5 protein-coding genes are annotated in these 4,436 nt (G+C 69.5%); all 5 read left to right on the top strand.

Annotated elements, in window-relative coordinates; all coding sequences use genetic code 11:
* The first annotated feature begins 156 nt into the window (after positions 1-156).
* The 5 genes from C5508_RS18875 (at position 157) to C5508_RS18855 (ending at position 4,133) form a co-directional block, all read left to right on the top strand.
* Positions 157-1,389, top strand: coding sequence for a flagellar hook protein FlgE (locus tag C5508_RS18875; RefSeq protein ID WP_104526448.1), 1,233 nt, complete (start codon positions 157-159; stop codon positions 1,387-1,389).
* A gap of 293 nt (positions 1,390-1,682) precedes the next feature.
* Complete coding sequence (locus C5508_RS18870) at positions 1,683-1,964, top strand: flagellar FlbD family protein (RefSeq protein ID WP_104526447.1); 282 nt, start codon at positions 1,683-1,685, stop codon at positions 1,962-1,964.
* A gap of 3 nt (positions 1,965-1,967) precedes the next feature.
* Positions 1,968-2,735: a motility protein A gene (locus C5508_RS18865; RefSeq protein WP_104526446.1), complete on the top strand. Its 768-nt coding sequence runs from the start codon at positions 1,968-1,970 to the stop codon at positions 2,733-2,735.
* A gap of 4 nt (positions 2,736-2,739) precedes the next feature.
* Entirely contained in the window at positions 2,740-3,642 is a 903-nt protein-coding gene (locus C5508_RS18860; RefSeq protein ID WP_104526445.1) for an OmpA/MotB family protein, read from the top strand.
* Positions 3,639-4,133 carry a flagellar basal body-associated FliL family protein gene (locus C5508_RS18855; RefSeq protein WP_104526444.1) on the top strand — a complete coding sequence of 165 codons (495 nt, stop codon included), beginning with the start codon at positions 3,639-3,641 and terminating at the stop codon, positions 4,131-4,133. Before C5508_RS18860 ends, C5508_RS18855 begins: the two co-directional genes overlap by 4 nt.
* The last annotated feature ends 303 nt before the right edge of the window (positions 4,134-4,436 follow it).

Below are 4,436 nucleotides of genomic sequence, written 5' to 3'. Positions count from 1 at the left end.
TCTTAACTCACTTATATTCTCATATACTGCTTCATCGCCAGCTGTAGATTTTTAGAAACTACAGACTCCCACCCGCTCCACCCCAGCTGCTCGCTGCTGCCCCGGCGCCGACCGCGCGCCCCCCGACCCGCGACCCCACCCGGAGGGACTCCCCCGATGCTCCGCTCGATGTTCTCCGCCATCTCCGGTCTGCGTGCACATCAGACCAAGATGGACGTCACCAGCAACAACATCGCCAACGTCAACACCGTCGGCTTCAAGAGCAGCCAGACCGTCTTCCAGGACACGCTCTCCCAGGTCCTGCGCGGCGGCGGCCAGCCGGCCGCGGACCGCGGTGGCACGAACCCGGCCCAGGTCGGTCTCGGTACGAAGCTCGCCGGCATCACGACGAACTGGACGCAGGGCGCCACCCAGTCGACCGGCCGGTCGACCGACTTCATGATCGAGGGCGACGGCTTCTTCGTCGTGCAGGGCCCCGGCGGCGAGCAGCTGTTCACCCGCGCCGGCTCGTTCGACTTCGACGCCAACGGCAACCTGGTCACCCCGGACGGCTCGATCCTCCAGGGCTGGGTGGCCGACGCGAACGGCGTCGTCAACGCCAACGGTCCGGTCGAGTCCCTCCGGGTGCCGTACGGCGCGATGGTCGACCCCACCGCGACGACGGCCGGATCGATCACGGGCAACGTGCCGTCCGACGTCGTCGACGCCACGTCCTTCCAGCTGGGCGCCGATATGTACGACAGCCAGGGCGTGCTGCAGAAGGTCGCCTACAACTTCACCAAGACCGGCGACAACAACTGGGACGTCAGCGTCGTGCACTCCGACGGCACCGTGCTGATGGCCCCCACCGGCATCGTGTTCGACGCCGAGGGCAACCTGACCACCCCGGCCGGTCCGGACTTCGAGCTGGCCCCCTTCACGCCGGTCGGCTACCCCAGCTGGACCAACGAGGTCACCATGAGCCTCGCCGGGCTCACCCAGTTCGGCGGGGCGAACACGCTCGCCGCGCCGAAGCCCGACGGCTACGCCCTGGGATCGCTCCAGTCGTTCACCCTCGGCAACGACGGCACGATCATGGGCGTCTACTCCAACGGGCTGCGCCAGCCGCTGGGCCAGCTGGCCCTGGCCTCCTTCAACAACCCCAGCGGGCTGGAGAAGGCCGGCAACTCGACCTTCCGCGTCGGCGACAACTCCGGTGTGGCCATGATCGGCCTGGCCGCCCAGGGCGGCCGTGGCGTGCTGAACGCTGGCGCACTGGAGATGTCGAACGTCGATCTCTCCGAGGAGTTCACCGGCCTGATCGTCGCCCAGCGCGGGTTCCAGGCCAACAGCCGCGTGATCACCGCCTCCGACGAGATCCTGCAGGACCTGGTCAACCTCAAGCGCTGATCAGTGGCCCGCCTGCAGGGCCCCGCCGCGAGCATGCGAGCGACGGGGGGCAGGCGGGTCCTTCGGCTCCTCCCCTCCGCTCGCTCCGCTCGCGGCGCGCCCCTGGAGAGAGGCCGTTCCAGCACCTCACCGAGACGGCCCGGCGACCCGAGAGGGTGGCCGGGCCGTTCCTTCCAGCGCCCGCACAGGCCTCCGGCCAGGACGTTTCGGCTCAAGGAAGCCCCGCCCGGGGCCGATGACAACAGTGCCGTTCCCGCCCGTTCCCGGGCATCCACCGAGCAAGAGGACCGACCGTGATCCGTGTGACGCGCCTGAACGGCGATCAGTTCGCGCTCAACCCCGACCTGATCGAGAAGGTCGAGGCACACCCCGACACCGTCGCCTTCCTCGTCGATGGCACGAAGTACGTGGTCCGGGAGAGCGTCGACGAGGTGCTGCAGGAGATCCGCGAGTACCGCGCCGGCATCCTCGCCATCTCCTACGAGATGGACCGCGGCACGTACCGCTCCGTCGTCCCCGAGCCGGCGTCCGCGGACTCCTCGGTGGTGCCGTTCCCGATCCGAGAGGAGCGCTGACCCGTGGATCCCGCCACCCTGATCGGGTTCGCCGTCTCGCTGGTCGCCCTGTTCGTCTTCATGACGATGGAGGGCGTCGACCCGACGGCGTTGATCTTCCTGCCGGCGATCGTCCTGGTCATCGTCGCGACCTTCGGCGCGGCGGCCGCCAGCCAGACGATGGACGACCTCAAGAAGCTGCCCGGCTGGTTCAAGATGGCCGTGATGCCGGCGAAGGTGCCACCGCCGACCGACCAGATCCAGATCCTGGTCAGCCTCGCCGAGAAGGCCCGCAAGGAGGGCCTGCTCGCGCTGGAGGCCCAGGTGAAGCAGATCGAGGACGAGTTCCTCCGCCGCGGCCTGCAGATGGGCATCGACGGCACCGACCCCGAGGAGCTGCGCGCCGTCCTGGAGAGTGAGATCGCGGCCAAGAAGGGCGAGGACAAGGTCGCCGCCAAGTTCATGAACGCCATGGGCGGCTACGCGCCGACCATCGGCATCCTGGGCTGCATCGTCGGCCTGATGAACGTCATGGCCAACCTGAACAACCCGGAGACGCTCGGCCCGATGGTCTCCGCGGCGTTCATCGCCACCCTGTGGGGCGTCATGGCCGCCAACTTCTGGTTCCTGCCGATGGGCGCCAAGATCCTCCGGGTCAGCGAGCTGCAGGCCGCGCAGATGGAGCTGCTCGTCGAGGGCATCACCGAGATCCAGGCCGGCACCAGCCCGCGCGCCGTCCGCCTCAAGCTGACCTCGCTCGTGCCTCCGGGCGCGGTCAAGGAAGCGGCGTGACCTCGTGAGCGCCGGGCACGGTCGCCGGCGGGCGAAGAAGCACGAGGAGCACGAGGAGCACGAGAACCACGAACGGTGGCTGGTGTCGGCCTTCGACATGATGACGCTGCTGTTCGTGCTGTTCGTGGTGCTCTTCGCCATGAGCAAGGTGGACGAACAGAAGTTCGCCGCCCTGGCCAAGGGCATGGCCGAGACCTTCGGCGGGCCGATCACCGTGCAGCCCGGACCGACGCCCGAGGCTTCGGTGCTCGACGGCCTCCCGGGCGTGGTCGACATCGCCTCGGCGATGCCACCGGACCCGACCGTGCAGCAGGCGCAGATCGACCAGGCCGCCGCGGCCGCCGCTCTGCAGCGGGCGGAGAACATCGCCGCGGAGGCGAAGAAGGCCTACGACGAGCTCGCCGCCGCCCGCGACAAGATCGAGGCCGCCCTCGCCGCCGCCGGCTACTCCGGTGCGGCGCGGTACGAGATCGACGAGCGCGGACTCGTCGTGCACATCGTCGCCGACCAGGTCCTCTTCGACGCCGAGGAGGCCGTGCTGCGGCCCGAGGGGCGCGCGATCCTCGCCGCCGTCGCACCCGCCCTGACCGATCTGCCCAACGCCATCGGGGTGGAGGGCCACGCCAACCACCTGCCGGTCAGCCGCGGCGGCCCCTGGCCGTCGAACTGGGAGCTCTCGGCGACGCGCGCCACCACCGTCGTGCGCTACTTCGCCAGCGTGAGCGTCCCGGAACCGCGGCTCACCGCCGTGGGTTACTCCTCGACCCGGCCACTGGTGCCCGTGTCGGACCCCAACGCACTCACCGTCAACCGACGGGTCGACGTCGTCGTCCTGTCCGACGCATCCGCCGAGGCCAACGCGCTGCTGCCCGGCCTCGACGCCGCCTCCCAGGGAGAGAACCCATGAGCAAGAAGGACAAGAACGCCCCCGCCGAAGGGGAGGAGACCGAGGCGAAGGGCGGCAAGAAGAAGCTCTTCATCATCCTGGCCGTCGTGCTGCTCGCCGGCGCCGGCGCCGCCTACTTCTTCCTGTTCGCCGGGTCCGGCGAGGCGGAGGCCGAGGCGGAGGAGGAGCTCGTGTCCAGCGGCACCTTCCTCCCCCTGGAGCCGGTGGCCGTGAACCTGGCCGGCGGCGGCTACCTCAAGATCGGTGTCTCCCTCGAGCTGACCGAGGAGGGTGCGGCCGCCGGCGGCGGCCACGGCAGCGGTGGGCCCGACGGCTCCAAGGCCACCGACCTGATCATCTCGACCTTCTCCCAGGCCCAGCCCGCCGACGTCGTCGGCGCCCGGGAGGCGCTGAAGGAAGCGCTGCAGGAGAAGATCGTCGAGGCCTACACCGATCACGACGGCGTCAAGACGATCATGGGCATCTACTACACCGAGTACGTCACGCAGTAGCGCCCGCACGCGACTCCGCTGGGGTGCCCTCCGCTTCCGGAGGGCACCCCGAACGCGCATCAGGGGTCCCACGCGTCACGCCCTCCCCTGCCGGCACGGCTCCCCGCGGCGGCCCGGTCAGGGTGGTCCCGGGGACCGCCGATGAGGGGTTCTGTGACCACCCCCGAGACCGGACCGGCCCCGGCCGCGGCACCCTCGCTGCAGCGCGCACCTACGACTTCCGCCTCCGCACGAAGCTCTCCCGCGAGCACGTCCGTGTCTGTCTTTTATCAACATCTCCTAGCACACAAGACCGTACTATAA

Origin of the sequence: Blastococcus atacamensis, from assembly GCF_002938425.1 — a bacterium.
GTDB lineage: Bacteria > Actinomycetota > Actinomycetes > Mycobacteriales > Geodermatophilaceae > Blastococcus > Blastococcus atacamensis.
Note: the sequence above shows the minus strand (reverse complement) of the source record. Positions and strands in the feature narration are given on the sequence as shown.

Coding starts and splice junctions, on each gene's coding strand:
- C5508_RS18875 (WP_104526448.1), top strand. CDS start 157: ATGCTCCGCTCGATGTTCTCCGCCATCTCCGGTCTGCGTGCACATCAG.
- C5508_RS18855 (WP_104526444.1), top strand. CDS start 3,639: ATGAGCAAGAAGGACAAGAACGCCCCCGCCGAAGGGGAGGAGACCGAG.